Below are 24,002 nucleotides of genomic sequence, written 5' to 3'. Positions count from 1 at the left end.
ATACAGTATCTCCATCAACCTATACATTTATCAAGCTTTCGTCCTTCGAGATCACTTCAATCAATGTTGAAATCAACTGCTTCTCCGGAACCTTAGCGATTATCTCCCCGTGCGCAAATACGAGTCCTTCCATGTTGCCTCCGGCTATTCCGTAGTCCGCTTCTCTGGATTCTCCCGGCCCATTGACTACGCAGCCCATAACAGCAACCTTGAGAGGTTTCAGTCCCAGCACGGCTCTCTTGTCGGCAATCGGTCTCAGCTGAGCTTCGGCCTCGTTGGCCAGGTTAATAAGGTCGACCTCGGTTCTGCCGCAGGTTGGGCAGGAGACTATCTCGATGCTCTTTTCACGAAGCCCGACTGTCTCGAGAATTCTGCGTCCAAAGATTACTTCGTTTACAGGGTCATCGGTTAACGAAACTCGAAGCGTATCTCCGACGCCGGCAAGCAGCAGAGAACCGATGCCTACTGCGGACTTGAGACGTCCATTTGCAGGAGTACCTGACTCGGTGATACCGATATGCAGAGGATGATCCGTCATATCCTTGACCATCATATGCGCATCGTAATTTATCTTCACGTTGGACGATTTAATCGATAGAACAAGATCATCAAAGCCCATTTGTTCTATCTTGTCGAGCGTATTTACCGCACTTTCAGCAAGCGCAGCCGCTGTCACTCCACCGTGCTTCTCCAGGAGCTTCTTCTCCAGCGAACCGGAATTTACACCGACTCGGATAGGAATTCCCTTATCAGCCGCAGCCTCGACAACTCTAGCTACCTTCTCATCGCTACCGATATTGCCGGGATTGATTCTGATCTTATCAGCGCCGGCCTCTATAGCCGCCAGAGCAAGCTTGTAATTAAAATGTATGTCGGCAACAAGCGGCATCTTCGTCTGTTTACGAACCAAGGCGAACGATTTTGCAGCAGCTTCATCCGGTATAGCCACGCGAACGATATCACAGCCTGCTGTCTCCAGCTCATTAATCTGAAAGAGCAGCTTCTCACTGTCTCTAGTATCCACATTTGTCATGGACTGGATAGATATTGGCGCACCGCCGCCAATCTTAATCCTTCCACATCTAACCTGTTTAGTCATAATCCAGCTATCCCTTCTAATGTCCCAGCAGCCTCAAGATGTCCTGCCATGCCACAAATACAAAAAGTAGCATCAGAACCGCAAATCCGGCGATATGCATATATCCTTCAACCTTGTCGGAAATCATATTTCCCGTGATCTTCCGTATTATCACAAATATTATTCTGCCTCCATCAAGTGCCGGAAACGGCAGCAGATTGACAATTGCCATATTGAGGCTAATCAACGCGACCAGATACAGATATGCAATCAAGCCAGTTTGTGCGGTTTGACTGACCAGACTCACCATTCCAATTGGACCGGTGACACTATCCTTGGTAATGCCTTTATGGAACAGCTGCCTGAGTGCACCGAGCATCTCTCCGTTGAGTCTCCATGTCAGTTTTGCGCCCTGTCCTGCGCATACAAACACATTGTGCGATGCCTTTGAAACAATACCGATCACCAGTCTGCCATCTTTATCCTTCGTGGGCCTGATGCTGTAGCTGTGCTGCTTACCGGCTCTCCTGACAACCACATTTATTGACTTTGCACCCTGATTACCGGAGATTGCCGCCACAGTATCAGCCCATGATTTTGTCGCTTTGCCATCGATAGATATGATTTCATCACCGGCTTCGACACCCGAAACAGCCGCCGGAGAATCGGGTACAACCTTATCCAGAGTATTTGTAGGAATGCCTACCGAGGTTGTTATTATTATCATCAACAGCAGTGCCACCATAACATTGACAGTCGCACCTGCCACCAATACAATCAAGCGTTGCCATGCAGGCTTGTTGTTAAAAGCTCGTTCGTCATCGCTCTCCTCATTCTCCGCCTCCATGGCGCAGTATCCGCCTATGGGAATTGCTCTAAGCGAATACTGAGTATCGCCTTTTGTCCTGCCGGCTATGAGCGGACCCATTCCTACAGCAAACTCGTTGACCTTGATGTCAAACAGCTTGGCTGTAATGAGGTGTCCGAGCTCATGCGGAACGGTAATCAGCATGAGCATCAAAATTGTTAGAAGAATAGTTATTATCATATCGTCCGATTATATCGTCTGTTTTGTGAAATATTATATCAGTATTTTCTGCGTCTACATGAGGATTGATCCTAAGCAAAGAGCTCCCTTGCTCGCGCTCTTGATTCTTTATCTATCTCAAGGAGATCCTCTATTGAACATGGATCAACAGCCCTATGCCCATCCATGAGCTTGCGCAGCGAGCGCTGGATATCTATGAACTCAATCGTACCGTCAAGCAGCATTGCTACCAGCTCCTCGTTAGCACCGTTAAGCATGACAGGATAGCTGCCGCCCTCTCCAATTGCCTCATAAGCCATCGCAAGGCATTGGAACACCTCGAGATCAGGCTTTTCAAAGTGAAGGTTTGCACCCTCCTCAAACATGTTGAGGCTCTTGCCGGAATACTGCAGTCTGTCCGGATATCCCAGCGCCAGACTTATAGGAATTCGCATATCCGGAAGTCCCAGCTGCGCCATTATCGATGTATCCGCAAACTCAACCATCGAATGAACGATACTCTCCGGGTGCACATGCACATCAATTTTCTCCGGTTCAATGTCGAACAGCCATTTCGCCTCAATAACTTCAAGCCCCTTATTCATCATGGTTGCAGAATCGATTGTAATCTTGCGTCCCATATTCCATTTAGGATGACGAAGGGCTTCCCGAAGCGATACTCTCTCGAGTTCTGTCATGGAATAGTTTCTAAAAGGTCCGCCTGAAGCGGTGAGTAAAATTCTCTTCACCGCTCTTCCATGATTACCCTCAAGGCATTGAAATATGGCACTGTGTTCGCTATCGACCGGTAGGATTTTAACACCGCACCTGGTTGCCAATTCCATTATCAGGCTTCCGCCGGCGACCAAAGTCTCTTTGTTGGCTAGCGCAATATCCCTTCCCGACAAAATTGCCTCATATGTTGGAGCCATACCGCTTATGCCCATAAGAGCGTTTAACACTATATCAGCGTCAATTTTGACAATCTCACGAAGACCATCATCTCCGATATACACTTCAAGTGCAGGAAAAGCCGCACTTACTTGTGCGGCTGATTCTTCATTTCCAACGCATACAGCCTCAGGACTAAATTCCTTAACCTGTTTCATAAGTTCTTGTATTCTATTTCTGCATGTAAGTGCAGCAACCTTGAATCTGTCCGGATTTTCTCTTACGATATCCAAGGCCTGAGTTCCAATGGAACCGGTACTGCCCAGCAAAACGATTCTCTTAATTCCCATTTATTTCTCCACCCTTATTGAAGGACAAATACCGAAAAATAATATACAAACGGCGCAACAAACAGCACGCTGTCAAATCTGTCGAGTATTCCGCCATGTCCCGGTATGAGATTGCCATAATCCTTGATTCCCATCTGCCTCTTAAACGCTGAAGCAGTAAGGTCACCGGCCATGGATACAGCTCCGCCTATAGCTCCGATAATCGCACATTTAACGACTATCTCCGGCATCACAAAGTATCCAAACAGTGCCGAAAAGAGCGCAGAACCTATAAGCCCGCCGACTGCCCCCTCGATAGTCTTCTTAGGACTGAGATTAGGAGCCATCTTGTGTTTACCGATAGCCATGCCGGTAAAATATGCCATTATATCTGCCCCGAATGCAGCAATCAGCACCAGCCAGGTGAGTTGTCTATACTTAGTTCCGTCTATAAGAACTATGAAATACGGGAACAGCACTATATATACGATACCGGTGAGAGTCGCTATTGCATCGCTTGTGCCGCGGTTCTTGATATCCCAGCCGTACACAAGGCTGGCCATGATGGCAACAACAATCCATACTCCGAGGAAGTCCGGTACGTTACCAAGTATCAGATAACCCGCATAGAGGACAATCGCCATCGCAATAGCGATCTTACGAGAAGGCTTGATATCACATGCGTTGAATCCATCATAGAATTCCTTTACACCCACAACCGAGATAAAAAGCGCAGCTGCTACCAGCCACACGCCGCCAAAATACAGAACTGCCAAAAGCGGAACCATAACCAATGATGAAATAATCCTAGTTTTCATTATCTATCTTCCTTTTCTCTTCCGCCAAATCTTCTCTTGCGATGAGAAAACTCCCCTATCATCTCCGCGAATTCTTCCGGAGAATAGTCAGGCCACAGCGTGTCGGTAAACATCATCTCGCTGTAAGCAGATTGCCATATCAAGAAATTTGACAGGCGCTCCTCGCCACTCGTGCGAATAATGAGATCGGGATCCGGAATATCATTGTGCAGCACGCCGGTATAGAGATGGTTGGACACCTCGTCCTCTGTCACATCTACAGAAACGCCCTGATCAGCCATCGCCTCCCTGTCGATGATAATCTCATTTATAGCATGAACGATTTCATCCCTGCCGCCGTAGTTGAGCGCGATGTTGAATACAAGTCCGTCGTTAGCCTTTGTCTTATCAACGAGTTTGTCGATGGCTTCGATTGAGTCTACCGGCAACATGTTGTAGTTTCCCAAAATATTGATATGGACATTGTTCTCTATCAGCTCCTTGAGCTCCGAATCTACATATTTGATTATCAGTTTAAATATGCCCGACACCTCTTCTGTGCTGCGCTTCCAATTCTCAGTTGAAAACGCATATACTGTCAGGTATTTAATACCCATATTCGATGCAGCTATGACAATCTTCTTCATAGCCTGCATGCCCGCATTATGTCCGAATAGCCTTGGTCTGTTCTTGCCCCTGGCCCAGCGACCGTTTCCGTCCATAATCACCGCTACATGCGCAGGCATTTTGTTAATCTCTGACATCCCTACACCTCATAAAAGAGCAAACGTGACAAAGCCACGTTCGCTGAGAATTATACCGCCATTACTTCTTTGTTCTTCTCCTCTATGATAGCGTCAATATCTTTTACAGCCTTATCGACCTTCTTCTGAACGCTATCGAGTGAACTCTTGAGCTCATCCTCCGTAATCTCGTTAGCCTTTTCCTGCTTTTTGAAATCCTCGTTCTCATCACGTCTGATGTTACGAACCGCAACCTTTGCATCCTCACCAAACTTCTTGACCTGCTTCATGAGTTCCTTACGTCTCTCCTCTGTCAATTGAGGGATAGCAAGTCTGATAACCTTACCATCACTTGATGGATTAATACCCAGATTAGCCTCATTAAGCGCGTGCACGATATCATTGATTGAGCCGGCATCAAAGGGTGTAACCATCAGAGTGCGCGGATCCGGCGTTGTGATGTTGGATAGAGACTTAAGCGGAGTCATAGTTCCGTAATAGCTGACCATAACCTTGTCCAGGAGTGCCGGATTAGCTCTTCCTGCTCTCACCGTGTTCAAATTCTCCTTAAGAACGGATTTCGTAACTTCAATCTTCTCTTCTAAGCTCTTTTTAGCCATGATTTCCTCCATGCTGGTTCTTATAAATGTTAAATAATACCTTATTAATGGTGAGTCACTACTCGACTAGAGTTCCTATGTTCTCCCCATTTATAACCTTCATCAGTCCACCCTCTTCTGCCAGTGCAAACACATATAGCTTAATAGAGTTATCCTTGCAAAGCGTGGCCGCCGTTAAGTCCATAACCTTGAGATCCTTCTCCAAGATATCCATATATGTGAGATGCTCATACCTTACAGCGTTAGGATCTAGCTTGGGATCTGCCGAGTACACTGCATCGATTGCCTTTGCCATAAGTATGACCTCTGCATTCATCTCGGCAGCTCTGAGTGCAGCAGTTGTATCAGTGGAGAAGAACGGACTTCCCGTTCCACCGCCAAATATCACAACCTTGCCCTCTTCCAGATAATCCAGCGCCTTGCGCCTTGAATACCCCTCTGCCATATCTCTGATCTCGATTGCCGTCATGACCTTAGCCCCACAGCCGATAGAGAGCAGCGAGTCCTGAAGCGCAAGCGCATTCATCACAGTAGCAAGCATACCCATATAGTCTGCCGTCGCTCTGTCGATACTACCGCCTGTGCGTCCTCGGAAAAAATTTCCTCCACCGACAACTATCGCCACGTCAACGCCATTTTCTCTAATCTCTTTGATCTGATGTGCCGTCCTCAGCGTCACATCTTGGTTAACTCCAAACCTATCGTCTCCGGCAAGCGCCTCACCACTAAGCTTTATCAAAACTCTATTGTATTTAATGCTCATGATAACTCCTTGTGTGCTCCTATTTGCTGATCTCTGCCAAATATTTGATATTAAATTTATTACCGTTCTTTGACAAATCTATCAACTGCCGGTATTCCGAGGCTTTTCCGATTTCACTCTTAGACTGTATCAGCTGCTGAAGCATATCTAAAAAGCTTGTCTTTGTATCCGGATGCATGAAGTCAAAATCAACGTCCTCGAGTCCGTCCATCTTCCTAACCTTGTCAAAGAATTCCTCTTCTCCGCAGATTTCATCAATCAGTCCGAGTGCCTTGGCCTGTTTAGCAGAATAAATGCGTCCGTCTCCGATTTCTCGCACCTTTTCCTCAGGCATATTTCTGCCCTTCGCTACAATCTTGACGAATTGATCGTATGACTCATCTATCAGGCTCTGCATGATCCGACGCTGTTCATCCGTAAGCTCAGCGGTCATGCTTCCCATAGCCTTATTGCGTCCGCTGGTGATGGTGTGAGTCTTGATTCCCAGCTTATCCAGAAGACCGGTCACATCGTACTGCGTCCCCATAGTAACACCTATTGATCCGGTCCATGTGTTGCGATTAGCGTATATCTTGTCAGCAGCCATAGATATATAGTATCCGCCTGAAGCTGCCTCATCCTGAAAATACACATATATCGGACGACCTGTCTCCTTCTTATATTTGAGCAGCTCCTCGTATAGCTCGTCTGATGTATAGACGCTGCCGCCTGGCGAATTTACACGAATTACAATACCCCTGTTGGAAGAATCATCTATAAGATCGCCTATGGTCGACATCGTCCAGTCGTGGTCGTACGCAGCCCTCAAGCTAGTATCACCAATCTCTCCCGTGACATCCAGCACAGCAACTGAACTGCCAAGGCTAAATTTACGGCCTGATCCTTTATCGGAAGAACCGAGATTGTAAAACAAAGTAAATACAATTCCGACTGTAAATGCCAGCACAAGCACCACGATCACAACCACAAGCCACGTGTTCTCTCGTATGAATAGCTTGTTTTGCTTGTCACCGTCATTCTTCTTTTTATCGTTATTATCTGTCATATGTAGTTCCTGTCAATCATAAATTCTTAAAATCAGCTATTTGAATTCTATTAATATGTTAGCAAAATTCACCCCTATTATCTAGGTGTTATATCAATTACTTCAGCTGAAGCTACTGCGTCCTCAACCAGGCTCTCAACGTCAAGCACTGACTCGGATTGCTCGATTTTACTGAGCTTTGGCTTGGTCACCGGATGCTTAGGCAGGAACACCGTGCAGCAATCCTCATAAGGCTGAATTGAGATGTCGTAGGTTCCGATTTCCTTGGCCTTATCCATAATATCAACCTTATCCATAGCAATCAGAGGCCTCATGACAGGCATCTTGACTACGCTGTCAGTTACAACCAACGCTTCAGCAGTCTGGCTCGCAACCTGTCCGAGATCCTCGCCGGTTATCAACATCATATCCTTATTTCTGACAGCAATTCCCTCAGCAATTCTCATCATGAAACGTCTGACAAGCAGAGTAGTTTCATCCTCAGGACAATTCTTGACAATTTCCTCCTGAATAGGAAGCAAATTAATGACGTACATCCTGATTGTGCCCATGTATCCCGCAAGCGCAGCACATAAATCCTCAACCTTCTGCTGTGCACGAGGACTCGTATAAGGATATGAATGAAAATGCACAGCTTCTATGCGCATACCCCTCTTAGCCATCATAAACGCAGCAACAGGACTATCTATGCCACCGGACATCAGCACCAGCCCCCTGCCGTTAGTGCCTAACGGCAGCCCTCCGAAGCCCTTGATCTTATCTCTGAAAATATAAGTGCATTCTCTCCGTACATCCACGTATAACTCGCAGTCAGGATGGTGCACATCGACAGAGAGCACCTTGCAGGTCTTGAGTACCTTCGCACCGACTATGCGGCCAATCTCCGGTGACTGAATCGGGAATGTCTTGTCAGCCCTCTTGCCCTTGACCTTAAAGGTCTTGATATCTTCCTTTTGAATCAAATCCATCATAAAGGAAGCAGTCGCCTCGCCAATTGCCTCAATATCCTTAGGTGCTTCAACAGCAGGACTGACTGAAGCAACGCCGAATACCTTTGAAATCTTTCTGATTATCTCTTCTCTCTCAATATCCTTAGGTACCTTGACTATCATGAGTCCGTCGTTCCATCTTGATTCGGTGTCATCATAGCTATTTAGCACTCCACGTACCCGCTCGAGCAGTACGCGCTCAAAATAAGGCTTATTCATGCCCTTAAGAGCAACTTCTCCGCACCTTACAATATAAATATTTTTTTCGTTCATCCTATCCCCTATCTGAAGCTACCCAGTCTTCTAAATCTATTGACGGCAGCAGCAACCTTCTCGACAGTCTCATCCATCTCTTCAAGAGTATTGAACTCAGAGAGGCTGAACCTTATCGCGCCTTCAATCTCCCTGTGTCCTAATCCCATCGCCTGCAGCACGTGACTGTCGCCGGTCTTGTGCGATGAGCACGCTGAACCCGTTGACACATATATCTCATCCTGCTCTAAAGTGTGCAGTATTACCTCACCCCTGGTACCTAATAAGGATACGTTAAGAATGGATGGACAGCGCTTGCCATAATCATCTAGCTCCAGTCCGATTTCATCAGTGCCGTTAATCATTATATCATCCAGCTCCGAGCTCAAGCCATCACGCAGTCTATCGCTGAGTGCACACAGCTTGTTCTGTATACCTGCCAAATCAGCATAGCTCAGCTCTGTAGCTAATCCGAGTCCCGCTATATCTGTGGTGTTCTCTGTGCCGGAACGGTATCCCTTCTCCTGTCCCCCTCCGGTGATGAAGGCGGGGAGCGTGAATCCTGACTTCATATACATCGCACCAACGCCCTTTGGCGCATGGAACTTGTGTCCGCTGATCGTAATCAGATCAAACGGTGCATTTCTGAAGCTCATCTTGCCGAAGGCCTGTACCGCATCCGTATGAAAGATGACTTTTGTCCCGTGTTCCTTGTTGTAGTTTTTAACAAGCTCGCAGGCAGGTACAATCGGCTGTATCATACCTGTCTCGTTGTTGACAGCCATTAGTGTTACAAGTATTGTTTTATCGTCAATAGACTGCTCGAGCTCATCAAGCTTTAGTGCGCCTGTCTTATCCACATTCAGGTAGCACACCTCGAAGCCGTCCTCTGCCAGTCTCTTGCAGGATTCCAGCACTGCCGGATGCTCGACCTTGGAAGTTATCACCTTGTTGCCCCTGCGCCTCAGCTTTCTGGCTGTGCCGTAGATTGCTGTATTATCACCTTCCGTGCCACCTGAGTTGAATACAATCTCCCCACCGGCCGGTAAGGCTTTGGCAACCCTACCTCTCGCTGTGCGTATGATCTCCGAGCTGTTTAGGCCTAATGTATGGAGCGAGGAGGGGTTGCCAAAGGCCTCCCGGCTCAGCTTATACACGAGCTCAGTTACTTCATCGTATTGGCGAGTTGTCGCACTATTGTCTAGATATATCATCTTTTCCCCACTGTCTGCTTCGCACTGTACAATAGCAGTACACCCTTCATCAAAAATACGGTTTGCAACAATGTGCCGGTACACGTCGTTTTCCCGTTGCTTTAAAAAGCTCTCCGCAAGCGGAGAGCTTTCTTTTACTTTGCATAATCTATTGCGCGAGTCTCTCTGACTACGTTTACCTTGATGTTTCCCGGATATTCAAGCTCTGCCTCGATTTTCTTAGCAATCTCTCTAGCAAGCATTGGTATCTCATCATCCTTAACCTGATTAGGTTTAACCGCAACTCTAATCTCTCTTCCTGCCTGAATAGCGTAGGATTTATCAACACCTTTAGTGGTGTTGGCGATATTCTCAAGGCTTTCAAGTCTTTTAATATAAGCTTCAAGCGTCTCTCTTCTGGAGCCCGGTCTTGCCGCCGATAATGCATCCGCAGCTCCGACGAGAACAGCCTCAAGAGTTGTCGCCTCGACATCTCCATGATGTGCCTCTACTCCGTTGATAACCTTCCAGGACTCCTTGTATTTCTTACAGATGTTAACACCTATCTCTACGTGTGTTCCCTCAACTTCATGATCTATCGACTTGCCTATGTCGTGGAGCAGTCCAGCCCTCTTGGCAAGCCTTGGGTCCAAGCCAAGCTCTGAAGCCATCATTCCGGCTAGCAGTGCAACCTCAACCGAATGCTTGAGGACATTCTGTCCATATGAAGTTCTGTACTTAAGTCTACCCAACAGCTTAACCATCTCGGGATGCAGGTTGTGAACGCCTGTCTCGAAGCAAGCCTGCTCACCCTCCTCCTTGATTATGTTATTAACCTCTTTGGTAGCCTTCTGTACCATCTCTTCAATGCGCGCCGGGTGGATTCTGCCGTCTGAGATAAGCTTTTCAAGCGCTCTCTTGGCAATTTCTCTTCTGACAGGATCAAAACCCGACAGTATTACAGCCTCAGGTGTATCATCGATAATCAGATCCACTCCTGTTAACGTCTCGATTGCCCTGATATTCCTTCCCTCTCTTCCGATAATACGACCCTTCATATCGTCGTTAGGAAGGTTCACAACCGAAACTGTTGTCTCGGCAACCTGATCGGCAGCACATCTCTGGATAGCGAGAGTAATTATCTCTCTGGCCTTCTTGTCTGCCTCATCCTTTGTCTCTTCTTCTATCCTGGTAATTATTGCTGAAGCATCCTTCCTGATATCCTTTTCTATCTCAGCAAGCAATATGTGCTTAGCCTCTTCTTTCGAATATCCTGAAATCTTTTCCAGCTCAGCAATCTGCTTCTCCAAATACCGATCGATTTCCTTGTGTTTCTCGTCCATCGAACGCTCACGCTTAGACAAGCCATCTTCTCTACGTTCAATGCTCTCCAGCTTCTTTTCGATGTTCTCTTCCTTCTGAAGAATACGTCTCTCTGTTCTTGTTACTTCGTTGCGCCTATCACGTATTTCGTTTTCGAGATCTTCCTTTATTTTATGAGCATCTTCCTTCGCCTCGAGCACCTTTTCCTTCTTGATATTCTCAGCTGAATTCTCAGCATCCAGGATAATGTTCTGAGCCTTCTGCTCTGCGCTTCCAATCTCTTTTTCTCCGACACGCTTACGCACAACATAGCCTAGCAGCAGTCCTATCACCAGGAATACAATCCCTGCCACTACAGTTATTAACAGCGGTGTCATGCTTAACTCCTTATTCAATATTAGTTATACAGTAAAATGTTTGCTTATTCGTACTAAAAAATAAACATTGCGTGTTTAAACTCGCACTGATTAATTATATATTTTAATGAAAATATAGTCAACAGCTAGAGAATCTCTCTAATGACACGTTCCGCCATCTTGTCAAAGTTCCTGGCGATGTAAGTATCTCTTTTTGCAACAATCGGAATACCTATATTACATGAAGCGCGGATATTCTCATCTTCCATAATGACTCCGAGAAGTTCCGACCTAAATCGTATGTCTATTTCTGCCAGTCTGGGCACACACCCCATCGCTTCAAGTTCAGGAAGCATACGGTTGATGACGTAATGCCTGTTCATAACCTCGCACTTGATAAGCCTATCTTCAATCGCATCTGCATCTCTGATCGCAGCATAATCCGGTGTTGTGACGATAACTACCTCATCCGCTGAACCGTAGCACAGATCAACTGCACGATTTATCCCCGGCGCTCCGTCCATAATTATGACATCATATTCATCACTCAAATACTCAATCAACTCATCAACGTCAGCCCGTGAGATATCAATCCACTCTCCGCCTTGGTGAGCAGGAATAATCGATAATTTGTCTGCGAATTCGGATGCGATAATAGCATCCCCCGGTTCGCAGGTTCTCATTATCACATCATATATGTCAAAAATTGCCTGGTTTTGAGCACCAACATAAAGATCAAGATCCCTCATTCCCATATTCATATCAAGCAAAATAACGCGTTTGCCCATATACGCAAGCGTTAGTCCAAGATTAGCGGCAAATGTTGATTTGCCTGTACCGCCTTTTCCCGACGTAATATATATTGTTGTTGACACTTTCGCACTCTTTCCGTATTAGCTATTCCTGTTCAATGTACCCTTCAGCTCTAAGGCTAACATACCTTTCATAACCGACAATTACGTGGTCCAAAAGCTTAATTCCTACAAGCTCACCTGCCGCCTCGATTCTTCTGGTAGATATAATATCTACATTGCTGGGCTCTGGATCTCCACTTGGGTGATTATGCGCCAATATGATTGCCGCTGCACTCCTTCTGATAGCAACACTATACACTTCGCGAGGATTAAGCTCTGCCGAATTAAGCGCTCCAATTGAAACTGTGTATTCCGATTCTACATTGCACTTAGAATTTAGCAGAAACATCTGAACGTGCTCACGCTTCTCACCGCGCATCCGTTTCATGAACAGCTCAGCTACATCACTCGCGGTTCTAATCGTTATGCCGGATGCAGTGCTCGGTTCTCGAACCCGTCTGGCGAGTTCCATGCTGGCAACTATTGAGCAGGCCTTGCTCACTCCAATACCGTTGATATTAAGGAGTTCTCTGACATCAACATTGCAGAGCTCCTGCGATAGATTGTCTGCATATGCCATCACATCACGCGCCAACTCCAGCACCTTCCTGTCAGCAGTGCCGGTTCTGAGTATTAGTGCGAGTAGCTCCACATCGGTTAATGCCGACGCACCGGAGTAGAGCAATTTCTCCTGTGGAAGCTTGTACAAATTGCTATTTACAATATTCATTTTAACAACCCTCTCTCGAGAGCAACACACTGAAATTATATCAAAACACCCCGCCTGCAACAAGCACAGACAGGGCATAAAAATCCTCAATTACAGATATTTTATCATAGTTAAAAGCGTCTTCTTTCCAATATAGTCAGATTCTTAAGAGAAATCAACAGCATCAACACCAGTACCATTATCAACGCCTTCTCGACCATCATATTGGAGAGCATCGAGAAATTCAGCACGATAGCCCCAAGCAGGACCAGCATAAACATAAAGCAGTATCTAAGGCGAGCAGCATACATCACTATCTCTTTGCGCTTCTTGTCCTTGTTGTTGACTGTTGTAACGTACTTGACCACGTAGAGAATGCTTAACACTGTCTGAAACAGAATAATGGCAACAAAGCCATATAGAATCTTGCGGTCAGCGGCACCGAAAAAAACAGCTATTTCATTATGAAACAGCAGCAGTATATCGAATAAAAAAATCAGATAGCAATAGCCTCTCACCTTCCCTAAGGCAACTGCACTTTCCTTCATCCTATAACGCCTCCAAATCGTAAATTTATAACCTATTTTGCCGAGACCCTGTCAGCCTCCGCTGATATAGCATCAACAACCTCTTCTATACTCATTTCTGACGTATCGAGCAGGACGGCATCCTCAGCCTTCACAAGCGGATTAAGCTTCCTATGCGAATCCTGATAATCGCGGTCTTTTATATCATCATATATGTCATTGAAAACCGCCTGAACTCCCTTTGACACCAGCTCATCATATCGCCTGCGAGCACGAATCATCGGAGCGGCGGTGAGGAAAATCTTGAGCTCTGCATCTGTCAGCACGTTCGTACCTATATCCCGTCCGTCCATAATCACACCTTTGCCACCGGCAATTCTACGCTGAATATCAACCAGCTTGGTTCGCACATCAGGTATCTGTGAATACATCGATGCCAGCTTGGATATCTCTTGCGTCCTGATAATATCACTAACATCCTCATCATCAAGGATAATCTTCCCGTCTACAAAATCAATGCTCGTATTATCGAGAGACTCACGAATAGCCTCAATATCATTCGGAGATATTCTCTCTCTATTCAGCTTGAGGCCTATAGCACGGTACATCGCACCTGTATCTATGTACTCCAATCCAAGCTTATTGCCTACGAGCTTTGCAATAGTGCTCTTGCCTGCTCCGCCGGGACCATCTATAGCGATTCTGATCATCTAGTCTTCCTTCTCGTCCTTTGCTGCGTTTTCTGAAGTTCCCTCTTCCCCTGCAGTCTCCTTGACATATCTCTCTGCGTCATGCCCCTTGCGGTCCTTCTCAAGCAAGCTGTTGATTTCCTTAACGAAGGTGTCAACATCAGTGAATCTGTGATATACAGACGCAAACCTGACATACGCAACCTGATCGAGATCACGAAGCTCATCCATGATAAGCGCACCAATCATCTTGCTGTCGATTTCCTTCTCCATAGTATTGTTGAGCCCGCGCTCGATATTGTCAGCGATTCTCTGCACGTCATCGTACTTAACCTTTGTCTTTTCGCAAGCCTTGAGAACCCCGTTGATCAGCTTGTTGCGATCGAAACTTTCCCTTGAACCGTCACTCTTAATCACAACGAGCAATGAATTCTCGATTTTCTCAAATGTTGTAAAACGCTTGTGGCACTTGTCGCATTCGCGACGCCTTCTAATAGCCAGGCCTTCTTCCACAGGCCTGGAATCAACTACCTTAGTATCAGGGTTACCGCAGTAAGGGCACTTCATCTTGTTCCTCCATGTCAAATCTATGAGCTAAACCGCTATCGTCATACCTGCATAAATTTATAATCTTACAATCAAAATTATATCAATAAATGAGCGGCTCCGTAAAGTCGCTCATTAAGATTAGCCTAATTATATTTATTAATTTACTTCGCTATACTGTCCTTTAAGACCTTATCCATCACTCTTTCATAGAGCATGGTATCAAACAGATTATTCTGCTCCGCATATTTCTCAATTTTCATGCCGGAGGCCTTCTCATACTGAGAACGGGTATAGCCTGCATCCTTAAGAAGCTTATCGAGATAATCGTTGTATTCGCTATCTGTGATCTTTATCTTATATTTCTCTGCCAGTGCATGTAGAACCAGTTCCTGTCTAACTGTATTCTTGGCTGCTGTATTTGCCTGCTTCTCGAAGGTCGCTTTATCCATTCCGAGATTGTTCTTAAGATAATTCTCATAGGATGTATCGTTTTTCTTGGCCAGCTCTTTGTAAGTGCTAATCATACTATTGTATGCAGCCTTGAGCTCCTTATCGGGATATTTTTTAATCTTGCTCGCTTCGAGTATCTGCGAGAATATTTCCTGCTTTTCTGCGCTTGCAGCCTTGGCTTTCTTGTCCTTGAGAAGCTGCTTTTTGATGTTCTTCTCGTATTCGGCCTTGGTTTTGAATTTAGTGTTTTTAGTTACAAACTCATCGTTGTACTCAGGAATAACTGTCTTGACTATCGAATTAATCTTGATAGTGAACACGGCCGCCTTGCCTGAAAGCTCCGAATTATTAGAATAATTAGCCGGGAATGTAACATTGATATCGAAAGTCTCGCCAACCTTGTGTCCCACAACCTGTTCTGCAAATCCGCTGATGAAATTGCTGTCAGCAAGATTGAGCTCATAGCCTTTGGCAGTTCCACCATCAAACTTTCTTCCGTTGATCTTGCCGGTATAGTCGATATTCACTATACTATTTGCTTCAGCAGTACCTTCCTTAACCTCTGTCTTCTTTTTGGCCTTATCCAACGCCGCTGTGATTGCGTCCTGCACTTCAGCGTCCGAAACGTTGGGATTTGACTTTGTGTATTCAAGATTTTTGTATCTGCCGAGCTTGACATACTTGGTGAAGTCATCGTAATTATACTTGTCCGGTACAGATGCACCCCCGCACGCCGTGAGCACCAAGATAGAAGCCACAATTGTCGCCATCATCGCCGACCTTGCTATTCTTCCATGTGACATATTAACCCTCTCATATATAGTATAACGTCAGTATTTTTGTTATAAGTTAAAACCTACTACATCTTACCACAGCGAATTTGAGCGTTCAACGAGTTTCACAGTAACCACACGAGTATTACAATTTCAAAATGAGACTTGTATTTACATTCAGGCCGGACGCGTGTACCTGTGAGTTTGCCTGAAATATGCATGTATGCACAGAAAAGGTCCACACAAGCCCTTTATATAGCTTAAAGGATACGTGAAGTCAGACTGCTCCGCTTCTCGTATCCTCTATATCATTATTTAAAGAGATCGTTCTTTAAGAATCAGACCGGCAATAACGGAACAATAACCGGCTCGGATTATAAATCACCCTCAACAGACTGTTAATACCTTATCCGCATCAGATTTTATCTTCCGGTGCTGTTATTTTGCCTTAAGCCTTCTTGCTCGTGATGATCTATACATCAGAACCGCAATTGTGATCAGCATGGTGCCGATGATGTTAAACAGGTACGTTCCCATCCCGCCGGCAGAAGGCAGCTTATATAGCTGTTGTTTATTGACGATCTCTATTACACCCTCTTGAGCCCCGTTATTATTGTTGTAGGTCGTATCATAGCCTTCAATCTGTGAAATCTCGCGAACCTTATACCTATACTTGTGTCCTTTCTTTTCTGCAAGCTCTTCGTTATCGCGCCGCCAGGATTTGCTCCAGTTGTTGCTTTTGTTCAATAATACGGGAATCGCTCTTGTAGTATTATCCGTCTCATCAATTTGTATCAACACCGCATTGATCGGGATATCGGGTCGTTCATTCGGCGCCATCTCCGTGCCGTTTACATTAAGCCACTTCTTCCGTATGCCTATGTCACGAATCCTTACGTTATTGATATTGATGATTCCGTTGAGCACTCCGTTTCCTGTATATGATGTCGAATAGCCGTCCACCGGCTCTTCCTTGACATAATAGTAATACTGATGCCCTTGGTTATCCTTTGCCGGTAGGTTATCCCACTTTTTGTACCAATTATTTTCCTTGTTAAGAACAACAGGATTATCAACACCCGAATCTGTCACCTTTACGGCATCCGACGGTAGAGTCTCAGTCGGATTCTGCGGATTGCCGGTCTCCTTTACAGACATAGAGAGAGATTGTGACACCGCCGGAATCCCGGTATGATCGTAGTTCAAATATCCAATCAGTGTAATCTTAATATCAGTTCCGTCTACAATAGGATCTATCTTGTAGGTGGCTTTACTGTATGGATAAACGCCCCATCTTCCGCCTATATAACAATTTTGTTCAGACCAGTCCTGAACTTTGCTCGGTCGTATTGTTCGTCCGTTAGCCGTTACGGAATAAATTCCGACATCCTTCTTCCCGTTATGACCTTTTGTTTCCAGCGTAAATTCAATGCCGCCGCCGGATGTCGCTGTGGTGCTGAATTTATAATCTCCGGGCGTCAAAGGCGAAGTATCAGTATTGCTTCCATTACCGCTTCCGAAATACTGCGTGGTAAAATTGACCGGAACGCGCGCGCCGCTGCCGCCACCTGTATTTGGTGTTTTACTGCGATACAGCGCAACCTTAACTGACTTTGGAACCGCTCCGTTAATCTCGCTTCCGTCATCGTTGTACCACTTCTTGAGAACCTCCACAGAGGTCTTCTCCGGCTTCTTGTTCATGACATGCAGCTGCAGCTTCTGATTTCCGCCATCTGATACCAAAGACACCATATCATCATGGTCAAGCAATGTGGCATTACCCGTAGAATCCAACTTTAAGCGTATAACCTTATCGGCAACGGAAGGATATGAAGACGGAGCCTTTGTCTCTTTGATATAGTATGTTCGGTTTGCGGAAAGCCCATAGCAGCTTATCTTACCGTCAATGCCCGTCTTGAATACATTCTGTGAAGGTTCATTAGCCTTGCAATCCTCCTCATTACGCCATAGCTGCGCCGGAATAGTGCAGTCCTTATCCGCATAAATAGAGAACTCGGCATCCTTCAGCTTCTGGCTGTGATTTACAGCATCGAACTTATCGATTTCGAGACTGTAACGCGGTGCCAGGTTGAAATATATCGAGCAGTTGGACTTCGATGAACCGCGCTCCAAATAGTAGATTGTCAACTTATGATTACCGCTCTTAATCTTCTTAAGCGTCGTTGTATCGGTACTCATAAGTGCGTGGGTTTCCGGATTCTCATAGCGTATCTCCCCGGTCGAGAAGTTGATATCGCCTGACATTCTCCTGTGAATACCGCCGAGATCGAGCACTTTTACGCCATCGACAAATATCCAAACATCGTCATCGCCGCTAAAGTAAAATCGCATGTCCTTACCCGCCGCGGATTGGTTACCCTTGCCGCTGTGGCTTCCCACATCATCCGGCAGGAAGAAATCTACATCCGTCTTCATTCCGAACCAGTAATTAGTCTGACCTGTAAGCTCATGCACAGTCCCATGCTCAAAAGGCATAAATCCCGGAGTTTTATCCTGTCCGCTGTCCTGATTCTGGATAAATTGCTTGTCTTTATATACATAAAAGCGCTGTTCAGCCTTGTTATAGTCCGCACCGTTTTTATCGCTATCGTAAAAGTAATAACCCTTTCCGAATTTGCTTCCTGTCAGGGAACCATCTTCATCATATTGGAAAAGCTTATCACCGCGCCCTAGATATTCTCTTCCCGGCACAGAATTTTTTGTAAACAAATCCTTAATAATCTGATGATTATGACTGTCAACGATGTCCTTTGTGATGGTGTAGCCGCCAAGATCGCTTGTATATCTGTTCCTATTGTTTGTCAAATTTTTAGGGAAGCCCAAAGTATTGAGATCGGGATGAGTCTTATTATAGTTATACCAGTTGGTAAACAGGAAGCTCTCATATTCTTTGCCGTCCGAGCCTGTCCACTTTTTATAATCTTCCCAAATCTCTGTATGATAATTAATGCCTGTAAGTGCCTTTGCACCGTGTTTCGCATTAAATATTTCATTATAGTCAAACATATCGGTTCTGACAAAGCTGCTCGTATCAGGCTGATTAGCTACAAGAGGCTCACCCTTAGGTTTAAGATTATAATCGGCTTGCACCCAATCCGCGTAAAGCACGGTATTTTCTTGGAATGTAACCCTCTGCCCCGGAGAATAGTAATCCCCTGTCTTTATGTTGTACCATCCCTTAAGCTTATATTTAGCATTAAACCCACTGTCCGAAGGCAATGTTATTTTACCCTCATCATCTGTCTCACGAATTTCATCATTGGCGCCCTGAACAAGAGATTTAGAAACACCCAGCCCCAGTGTTCCGTCAAGCCAAACCTTATGTCGTCCGGCTCTGAGCCTGCCGGCATCCTGCGGTTTAATCATATTCAAACGATTTTCCGAAGTAAAATCATTTAAAGCAGCCGTTCCTTCTGTATCTGCCACAACTCCGGATAGCGGAACCGCAAGAGCTATGAGCAGGCAGCATAAGGAAACTCTCGCTGCTATATTGCGGTAAGCCGTCTGTTTGTTGGATTTAAATTTTTCTATCATTCTTCTCATCACGAACCTCATATGCGTTGTGCGCTAACGCTGTGCATTTCTTTCTTTACCCATGAAAACAGTCTTTAATCCGACCGCACAAACAATCAATACACAACCCCAGAAACCAAGCAGAAACAAGTCGCCCGTCTTTGGAGACGGCGGAATCAACGGCTTCTCAATAGGCATGCTCGATGAATGTTTAGGATATGCAGTTACATTATACTTCCACACATTGGTACCGTTCCCTCCGTCAACGGCAAGAGGCACGGAAACCAGGAAAGGTTCAGATATATAGTCACGATCTCCCTGTCTATGTGTACCGGACTGGACAACGAGATACATCCCCGGCTTCAAATCGGAAAAAACTGCACATCCATTCGCATCAGTTTTGCCTGCAGTCATATTAATTCCATTTTGCTTTATAAACGCACGCAGCTTCTTTGCGGCAGCGTTGGAATCAGATGCAGTCATTCCTTCAAAAGTAATCCCTGTGGATGAAAACTCAGGCAGCAGTGCATACTTAGCAGAGCCATATCTTACAGTTAAATCGGAAACCTGACATATCTCGAAATCCACATCTTTCAACGGCACAGCCTTTCCGTTTTCATTGCCCCGATAGCATACTGTCAACGTTCCTGTTTTGCCGGCTATAAGTGCGGGAACTATATTATTCTCCAGCGCCATCCCGGTTACGGCTGCGTTCCCTATCATGAACATTGTCAGCAGTGCGATTAAGACCGCGCTTCGAACTATTTTGTTTTTTATTTCTTCTGCGAACATATAACACCACCCAACTTGCGATTATGAGTACCAACAAACTTCCGTATTTTATATATTTTATAAAAGGATTTACTGCCTTATGCCGATCTAACGGAACGCGATGCCCCCTGATCAACAGCCTGTGTGTATTGATCCCATAAGGCGTACATGTCACCAGTGTCACAAGATCTTCTCCTTGGACAATGGAGAGCTTATCATTCATACGCTCCGGCAGCACAACATCAATCCGATCAATCTTGTAGGCAAGAGTCCTATCCAGCACATAAAGATAGAAACGTTCACCTTTCTTCATCTGATCAAGATCGGTGAAGAGTCTTGCACTCGGCAAGCCGCGATGTGCAGCAAGGACACAATGCGATCCCTTGCCACCGACAGGCAGACTTGTTCCGGTCAAATGTCCTACCCCTTGCTCCAGTGTTTTTTCCGAAACTCCGTGATATACCGACAGTCGAATGTCTATCTTAGGAATCTCAATATATCCCATCATGCCGCTACCGTCCGGATTAAGCACATCATCATAGGCATAATTAGCCGTATTCGCCTGATTATGTTTACCGTCAAAGGCATCTACAATTACGTTATGAGTGTGTTCACCGTTGTAAGAACGGGCATGATTCCATAGCTCATTATTTTTGTCTCCAGAGTTTTGCTTAACAGTCTTTGTATACTGAGCCTGTGCTCCGGCGTTAATTATATTATTGTAAATATTACAAATCGAAGAATAGGATAATAATGTCACTCCGCTGATAAAAAGGACAGCAATCAGAACCTTCATCCAGAATGCTTTTCTCTGTTTTTTCATCAGCTCATCTCCCTTTGTTTCTGCGCAAACGTACGGCGAGCATGTAGCAATCTACTGCAAGAAATACGCCGAGCATAATACAAAGGATATGTGCCCACGGAATCCTGCGGTGTGTCGGTTCCTTAACCTCATCGCCGGCATTATATGCGACCCTATGACCTCGCACCAACAGCCTATGTGTATTCTGTCCGTAAGGAGTACAGGTGACAAGCGTCACAAGATCCTCTCCTTCGATAATTTTCATATCTTGTGTATCTTCAGGTTTGACCGTTTTGATTCGATCCACCTTGTAAGCAATCTTTTGTCCCAAGACCTCGATAAAGAACTTATCTCCGTTCCTCAGCTCATCAAGGTCTGTAAACATCTTTGCACTTGGTAAACCGCGATGCGCGGTAATTACCGAATGCGTACTTTTCCCCCCGACAGGGAGACTGCTGCCAAACAAATGCCCGGCACCCTTCTCAAGTATTTCATTTGTCGTATAATGATAAATCGGTAATTCGACGTCGATAGACGGGATACTCACTATGCCCATCATACCGTTGCCTGAAGGGTTTAGAAGCCCTTCATATTCCGAATCATGTTTGATTCCCATCCTTTTGGCAAAGGATTCGGGAACCTTTTCATTGATTAGCTTTGTATTATATCTATGTGCTTTTGCTATTTCCTGTTTTTTCGTATCATCACTCTTACCATCAACAGCTTTGTGGTAATCAGTTATCATCCTATGAGCCTGCATTTGGTTAAACAGATTACTGTATGCAGGATAAAAGAGGACGAGAAGTCCTGCGAATAAAAGTCCAAAAACTACAGCATTTTGTTTCAATTTATGAACTATTTGCATCAATCAGGACTCCTCTTTCCTCTCAGTTTATTTTGTTGTTTTATCCCGTCTGCCGCACCCGCAGCATTCGTTCTTTAAAACAGTTTTTCTTATCCTACTGCTCTTGTTTCCTGCGACTCTTGAGATGTAGTGATACAGCAATTGCAATCAGAGAGCCTCCCACTATCATGAAGAGATATGTTCCCATACCTCCTGTTGTCGGAAGCAGCCCCGGCTTATAGTTATTGAAGAGTGTCATATCACCGCTCTTGTCAACTGTCTTCAATGTGGTACCGCCATCATAGCTAGCCTTGTAGGTCGAGGTAAACTCGTTGTTAATCTTGACACTGTATGACTCCAGGATGCCTGTTACGGCATTTAGCCTGGCAGTAATCTCAACAGGAATTTCCTTGTCGTTAAGGACATATCCGGCAGGTGCCTCAGTCTCGACGAGTACATACTTACCGGCATCCAGCTTGCTGAATTTCATAAGACCGTTCGCATCCGTTGTAGCGGTTCCTGCAACAGTATTAGTCTTATGGCCGGAAGCATCAGCCTTATAGAGAGTAAACTTTGCACCCGCCAGCTTTCCTGTAACTGTTGATGACTCTGTAATATTCTTCTTTGTGAGAAGCTCGCCTGTAGTCTTATCAACGCCGACCTTGACGATTTCTTCGCCCTTGATATTCTTGCTGCCTGCTACATCACCGTCTATATCAAATGTGTAGTGATAAGTAGTTTTATCCTTATCGTCTTCTGTGCTTGGACTGTTGGAGTATTTGATCTCCGCTTTATTTGTGTTGGCATCAAAGCCGCTTGTAGCATTGCTGTTAAGCTTTGCTTTGTAGGTCACTGTAACCTTCTTAGCCGAATCACCGCTCAGAAGATACTCTTTCTTCAGTTTAACCGTAAATGACTTGCCGCTCTTAACAAGCTCATAATCCGTATTCTCGACCAGCGTTTTGTTCTCGTCTGCAACCTTAATATCTGTTGGAGCATCAAGCCCCTCGCTTACGGTATCTTTGATCTCAAACTTCAGTTTAGCATTGTCATACACCTGTGAATACGATGGTACATCCGTAGTAATCTTGAAGCTTGTCACATCACCGGGTTTCAGCGTATCACCGTGCTTGGTGCTATCATTTTCAACCTGCGGATTGTTCTCCTTACCTGTAATTTCCTTGTCCAATGAAGGTTTAGAGCGCTTAGCATAGGCATTTGGACCAAACTGAAACTTAGAATTTGCATCCACAGTACCGCCGTCATGCTTACCGCTTCCATCAAAGTTAACTGAAACAACCATAGGGTTATAAACGTACGTGCTCTTGGTCTTGCTTACAACGACGAGGTACATTCCGGGTGTACCGGTACCTGTGTAATCCTTTCCGGAAACAGTCATATCTACGGGAGTACCAAGCTCACTAAGCCTAGTAGCCAATTTGCCGATTTCCTTACCTGTCGGTTTCGTGACATCGTTAATAGATCCGTTTAGAACCGGCTCCCACTGCCCCTTGTTATTTTGCTTAACAATTTTGTACGCCTTAACTGTCGCACCGGCTTCAACACCCTGCACAGTCATGCGACCTCCATTGTCCGCGAAAGACATCCATGCTCCACCGGTGAACAGCATGGTCACAATCATGAGGAATGCAAGCAGTAAACGTGATCTGCTTTTCACTTTCGTATTCATCTTCTTCTCCTTTTTCATTGGATTTACATAATGATAACGTATATTCCGTTTAAACAGCTCATCGCATATATTGCAGGCAGTACAATATACATATGGACTGCTTAAACAGATAAATCAACTATAAAAACGAATATTATGCGAGTATGCTGCATAAATTCCATTTTTAACATATTAATTATTTATGTCGGATATTAGTCCTCTCGGAATCACAAACGCTAAATTTAAAGCTCGAGTTTATGCATACAAAAAGGGCAGCCTTGATGTAGATACATCAACACTGTCCTCAAACAATCACCTTGAATTTTAAACACAAAAAAACATCTATGTCTGTCTGTCTGTCTGTCTGTCTGTCTGTCTGTCTGTCTGTCTGTCTGTCTGACAGATTGTGTTCCTAATCATCATGA

At 45.1% G+C, this 24,002-nt stretch carries 22 protein-coding genes; all 22 read right to left on the bottom strand.

The features are described 5' to 3' along the window. Window positions 1-19: 19 nt before the first annotated feature. The 22 genes from ispG to HMPREF0581_RS05040 all read right to left on the bottom strand — a co-directional run bounded on the left by ispG (window position 20) and on the right by HMPREF0581_RS05040 (window position 23,598). Window positions 20-1,099 carry a flavodoxin-dependent (E)-4-hydroxy-3-methylbut-2-enyl-diphosphate synthase gene (gene ispG / locus HMPREF0581_RS05145; RefSeq protein WP_009644721.1) on the bottom strand — a complete coding sequence of 360 codons (1,080 nt, stop codon included), beginning with the start codon at window positions 1,097-1,099 and terminating at the stop codon, window positions 20-22. Window positions 1,100-1,115: 16 nt separating this feature from the next. Beyond that, window positions 1,116-2,126, bottom strand: coding sequence for an RIP metalloprotease RseP (gene rseP / locus HMPREF0581_RS05140; protein ID WP_009644758.1), 1,011 nt, complete (start codon window positions 2,124-2,126; stop codon window positions 1,116-1,118). Window positions 2,127-2,197: 71 nt separating this feature from the next. After that, window positions 2,198-3,346 carry a 1-deoxy-D-xylulose-5-phosphate reductoisomerase gene (locus HMPREF0581_RS05135; RefSeq protein WP_009644635.1) on the bottom strand — a complete coding sequence of 383 codons (1,149 nt, stop codon included), beginning with the start codon at window positions 3,344-3,346 and terminating at the stop codon, window positions 2,198-2,200. A 14-nt stretch (window positions 3,347-3,360) separates the two neighbouring features. Then, window positions 3,361-4,143 carry a phosphatidate cytidylyltransferase gene (locus HMPREF0581_RS05130; protein ID WP_036380951.1) on the bottom strand — a complete coding sequence of 261 codons (783 nt, stop codon included), beginning with the start codon at window positions 4,141-4,143 and terminating at the stop codon, window positions 3,361-3,363. Next, window positions 4,143-4,886, bottom strand: a complete 744-nt coding sequence (locus tag HMPREF0581_RS05125) for an isoprenyl transferase (protein WP_036380948.1) — start codon at window positions 4,884-4,886, stop codon at window positions 4,143-4,145. Before HMPREF0581_RS05125 ends, HMPREF0581_RS05130 begins: the two co-directional genes overlap by 1 nt. Window positions 4,887-4,936: 50 nt before the next feature. Then, the gene (gene frr / locus HMPREF0581_RS05120; protein WP_009644610.1) at window positions 4,937-5,485 is read right to left on the bottom strand and encodes a ribosome recycling factor; all 549 of its coding nucleotides are present in this window, start codon (window positions 5,483-5,485) and stop codon (window positions 4,937-4,939) included. A 58-nt stretch (window positions 5,486-5,543) separates the two neighbouring features. Then, complete coding sequence (pyrH, locus tag HMPREF0581_RS05115) at window positions 5,544-6,248, bottom strand: UMP kinase (RefSeq protein WP_009644665.1); 705 nt, start codon at window positions 6,246-6,248, stop codon at window positions 5,544-5,546. A gap of 19 nt (window positions 6,249-6,267) precedes the next feature. After that, complete coding sequence (gene sppA / locus HMPREF0581_RS05110; protein ID WP_009644723.1) at window positions 6,268-7,293, bottom strand: signal peptide peptidase SppA; 1,026 nt, start codon at window positions 7,291-7,293, stop codon at window positions 6,268-6,270. 77 nt (window positions 7,294-7,370) lie between these two features. Further along, window positions 7,371-8,555: a tRNA uracil 4-sulfurtransferase ThiI gene (thiI, locus tag HMPREF0581_RS05105; protein WP_009644776.1), complete on the bottom strand. Its 1,185-nt coding sequence runs from the start codon at window positions 8,553-8,555 to the stop codon at window positions 7,371-7,373. 8 nt (window positions 8,556-8,563) lie between these two features. Further along, the gene (locus HMPREF0581_RS05100) at window positions 8,564-9,748 is read right to left on the bottom strand and encodes a cysteine desulfurase family protein (RefSeq protein WP_009644698.1); all 1,185 of its coding nucleotides are present in this window, start codon (window positions 9,746-9,748) and stop codon (window positions 8,564-8,566) included. 134 nt (window positions 9,749-9,882) lie between these two features. Next, window positions 9,883-11,412 carry a ribonuclease Y gene (gene rny, locus HMPREF0581_RS05095; protein ID WP_334290776.1) on the bottom strand — a complete coding sequence of 510 codons (1,530 nt, stop codon included), beginning with the start codon at window positions 11,410-11,412 and terminating at the stop codon, window positions 9,883-9,885. Window positions 11,413-11,552: 140 nt separating this feature from the next. Next, the gene (locus HMPREF0581_RS05090; protein WP_009644831.1) at window positions 11,553-12,281 is read right to left on the bottom strand and encodes an AAA family ATPase; all 729 of its coding nucleotides are present in this window, start codon (window positions 12,279-12,281) and stop codon (window positions 11,553-11,555) included. Between the two features lie 22 nt (window positions 12,282-12,303). Continuing rightward, window positions 12,304-12,990 (bottom strand): RadC family protein, encoded by a 687-nt coding sequence (gene radC / locus HMPREF0581_RS05085; RefSeq protein WP_009644836.1) that lies wholly within the window; start codon window positions 12,988-12,990, stop codon window positions 12,304-12,306. 110 nt (window positions 12,991-13,100) lie between these two features. Beyond that, window positions 13,101-13,517, bottom strand: a complete 417-nt coding sequence (locus tag HMPREF0581_RS05080) for a hypothetical protein (RefSeq protein WP_009644803.1) — start codon at window positions 13,515-13,517, stop codon at window positions 13,101-13,103. Window positions 13,518-13,549: 32 nt separating this feature from the next. Continuing rightward, window positions 13,550-14,206, bottom strand: a complete 657-nt coding sequence (gene cmk, locus HMPREF0581_RS05075; protein ID WP_009644766.1) for a (d)CMP kinase — start codon at window positions 14,204-14,206, stop codon at window positions 13,550-13,552. Next, window positions 14,207-14,752, bottom strand: coding sequence for a transcriptional regulator NrdR (gene nrdR, locus HMPREF0581_RS05070; protein WP_009644677.1), 546 nt, complete (start codon window positions 14,750-14,752; stop codon window positions 14,207-14,209). A gap of 143 nt (window positions 14,753-14,895) precedes the next feature. Continuing rightward, window positions 14,896-15,987, bottom strand: a complete 1,092-nt coding sequence (gene tig / locus HMPREF0581_RS05065; protein ID WP_009644614.1) for a trigger factor — start codon at window positions 15,985-15,987, stop codon at window positions 14,896-14,898. Window positions 15,988-16,395: 408 nt separating this feature from the next. Beyond that, window positions 16,396-19,521 carry a Cna B-type domain-containing protein gene (locus HMPREF0581_RS05060; RefSeq protein WP_036380941.1) on the bottom strand — a complete coding sequence of 1,042 codons (3,126 nt, stop codon included), beginning with the start codon at window positions 19,519-19,521 and terminating at the stop codon, window positions 16,396-16,398. Window positions 19,522-19,545: 24 nt separating this feature from the next. Then, window positions 19,546-20,214, bottom strand: a complete 669-nt coding sequence (locus HMPREF0581_RS05055) for a pilin N-terminal domain-containing protein (protein WP_242835198.1) — start codon at window positions 20,212-20,214, stop codon at window positions 19,546-19,548. Then, complete coding sequence (locus HMPREF0581_RS05050; RefSeq protein WP_036380935.1) at window positions 20,171-21,085, bottom strand: class C sortase; 915 nt, start codon at window positions 21,083-21,085, stop codon at window positions 20,171-20,173. Before HMPREF0581_RS05050 ends, HMPREF0581_RS05055 begins: the two co-directional genes overlap by 44 nt. A 4-nt stretch (window positions 21,086-21,089) precedes the next feature. Next, window positions 21,090-21,929, bottom strand: a complete 840-nt coding sequence (locus HMPREF0581_RS05045; protein ID WP_036380932.1) for a class C sortase — start codon at window positions 21,927-21,929, stop codon at window positions 21,090-21,092. A gap of 94 nt (window positions 21,930-22,023) precedes the next feature. Beyond that, window positions 22,024-23,598 (bottom strand): SpaA isopeptide-forming pilin-related protein, encoded by a 1,575-nt coding sequence (locus HMPREF0581_RS05040; protein ID WP_036380929.1) that lies wholly within the window; start codon window positions 23,596-23,598, stop codon window positions 22,024-22,026. Between the last annotated feature and the right edge of the window lie 404 nt (window positions 23,599-24,002).

This window comes from Mogibacterium timidum ATCC 33093 (assembly GCF_000525775.1).
Classification (GTDB): Bacteria; Bacillota; Clostridia; order Peptostreptococcales; family Anaerovoracaceae; genus Mogibacterium; species Mogibacterium timidum.
The sequence above is the reverse complement of the archived record's forward strand: the minus strand, read 5'-3'. Positions and strand labels throughout refer to the sequence as shown.